The organism is Micromonospora sp. D75 (genome assembly GCF_018070405.1).
GTDB classification, from domain to species: Bacteria; Actinomycetota; Actinomycetes; order Mycobacteriales; family Micromonosporaceae; genus Micromonospora; species Micromonospora chalcea.
Window position 1 is genome coordinate 1 of the sequence record NZ_JAGPXV010000741.1, and the last position, 2,658, is coordinate 2,658.

Below are 2,658 nucleotides of genomic sequence, written 5' to 3' on the forward strand. Positions count from 1 at the left end.
GACCGCAGCGGCGTGCAGCCGATGCCGCGTTCGCGCAGGAGGACCTCGGCGGCGGCGACCGGTTCCGGCGCGCCGCCCACCACGCAGGTGTGCGGGCCGTTGCTGATCGCCACCGCGACACCGTCGGGCAGCAGCGGCGCGATCTCGTCGGCGCCGCGCTGCACGGCGAGCATCCGGCCCTCCGGCGCGGCCTGCACGAGGCGGCCCCGGGCGGCGGCGAGCCGCAGCGCGTCCGGCAGGTCGAACACCCCGGCCACCGTGGCGGCGACCAGTTCGCCGACGGAGTGGCCGATCATCGCGGCGGGCGTGACGCCCCAGTGCCGCCACAGCGCCGCGAGCGCGTACTCGACGGCGAACAGCGCGGGCTGCGCCACCGCCGGTCCGGCCAGCCGCTCGTCCGCGCCCGGTCCGGCGTCGAAGATCATCTCGCCCGCGTCCCAGCCGAGGATCGCGGCGCACTCGTCCACGGCGGCGGCGAACACCGGCTCGGTAGCGGCCAGGTGCGCGCCCATGCCGGGGTGCTGCGCGCCCTGCCCGGGCAGGAGCAGACCCACCCGGGGCGGCGTCGCGGCGTCCCCGGCGGCCCGGCGCTTCGGGTCGGTGAGCGCCGCCGCCGCCCGGGCCCGGTCGACAGCGACGACGGCGGCCCGGTGCCGGTACGCCGGCCGGCCCTCCCGCAACGTGTACGCCACGTCGCGCAGCCCCACATCGGGCCCGCCGGTGAGCCGCTCGGCCAGCCGGGCACAAGCGGCGGCCAGCGCGTCGGGCGTCGCGGCGGACACCTGGAGCAGCTCGCCGCCGCCGTGATCCGGCTCCGGGGGTACGCGCGGCGGCGCCTCCTGGAGCACCAGGTGCGCGTTGGTGCCGCCGAGGCCGAGCGAACTGACGCCGGCCCGCAGCGGCCGCTGGTCCTCGGGCTCCCACTTGGTCAGCGTGGACACCACGTAGAACGGGCTCGCCTCGATGTCGATGTCCGGGTGCGGCCGGTCGTGGTTGACGGTGGGCGGGATGAGCCGGTGCCGCATCGACAGCACGGTCTTGATCAGGCCGATCACGCCGCCGGCCGCGCTGAGGTGACCGATGTTGGCCTTCGTGGAGCCGACCCCGCACCAGCCGCGCTCGGCGGTGCGCCGCCCGTACGCCGTGCTCAGCGCCGCCAGCTCGATCGAGTCGCCGAGGACGGTGCCGGTGCCGTGCGCCTCGACGTACCCGACCGAACGCGGGGCGACGCCGGCCACCGCGAGCGCCTGCGTGACCACCTCCACCTGACCGGTGACGCTCGGCGCGGTGAAGCTCGCCTTGGCCGAGCCGTCGTTGTTCACCGCGTTGCCGATGACCAGCGCCCGGATGTCGTCGCCGTCGGCGAGCGCGTCGGAGAGCCGCTTGAGCACGACCACGCCGACGCCGCTGCCGTAGACGGTGCCGTCGGCGTCCGCGTCGAACGGGCGGCAGTGCCCGTCGGCGGAGGTGTAGCCCTCGTCGGCGACGTACCCGACGCCGTGCGGCAGTTCCACGCACACGCCGCCGGCCAGCGCCGTGTCGCACTCGCCGCTGCGCAGCGCCTCGGCAGCCAGGTGCACCGCGACGAGCGACGACGAGCAGGCGGTCTGCACCGTCATCGCCGGGCCGCGCAGGCCGAGCCGGAACGCGACGGTGCTGGCCAGGTAGTCCGGCTTGTTGCCGAGCGACACGCGCAGCTCACCGGCGTCCGCGAGCGCACTCGGGTTCCGCCGGACGTTGAGCCACTGGTACAGGTCGGCGTTGCCGCCCGCGTACACGCCGATCTCGCCGTCGTAGCGGGCCGGGTCGCAGCCCGCGTCGGTGAGCGCGGCGTGCGCGTGCTCCAGGAACAGCCGCTGCTGCGGGTCGGTCAGCTCAGCGTCGCGGGGGCTCAGCCCGAACAGCTCCGCGTCGAACCGGTCCACGCCGTCGAGCACGGCGGCCACCGGCACGTACGCCGGGTCGTCGAGCTGCTCCGCCGGGACGCCCCGGGCCAGCAGCTCCGCGCGGGTGAACCGGGTGAGCGACTCGGCGCCGACGACCAGGTTGCGCCAGAACTCCTCCGCAGACGCCGCCCCCGGCACGCGCAGGCTGAGCCCGACGATCGCGATCGGCTCCACTGTCTCGTTCACGCCATGACCTCCGGCTCGGCCGAATCGCTGATGTGCAGGCGCAGTTCGCTGACGTAGCGGCGGCCCGCGCGGTCGGGCAGCCACGCCTGCCCGAGCGCGGGCAGCAGCTCCGACACGGTCACCGTCACGTCGTCGCCGCCGGACCGCCGGGCGGCGCGCAGCAGCAGGCAGAGCCGGTTGGCGTAGAGCGGGCTGGTCAGGTCCACGTAGGTGGGCTTGAGTTCGGTGGCCACCCGGACGAAGACCCGCTCCGGCAGGCCCAGCGCGGTCCGCCACCGGCGTACCGCGAGGTAGCGCCGCGCCTGGTCGACGGCGTCGGCCAGGCCGGTCGCCCCGACCGTGGTGCGCCAGGTCTCCCGCGCCAGCACCAGCCGGTCGACTGTCACCCGGGGGCTGTGCGGGCGGTCGGTCATCAGCTTGAACGCGTCACCGGCGTGCACCGCGATCAGGTCGGAGAACACCTCGACCAGCGGCCAGCGCGTGCCGTCCGGGCCGGTCGCCACCAGCACGCCGTCCACCTCGGACA

2 protein-coding genes are annotated in these 2,658 nt (G+C 75.8%); both read right to left on the reverse strand.

Features of this window, described 5'->3' with window-relative positions:
* A partial coding sequence (locus KBX39_RS28430) for a type I polyketide synthase (protein ID WP_210873478.1) occupies positions 1-2,132 on the reverse strand: 2,132 nt, incomplete at its 3' end.
* A partial coding sequence (locus tag KBX39_RS28435) for a lantibiotic dehydratase (RefSeq protein ID WP_210873479.1) occupies positions 2,129-2,658 on the reverse strand: 530 nt, incomplete at its 5' end. The genes KBX39_RS28430 and KBX39_RS28435, both read right to left, overlap by 4 nt.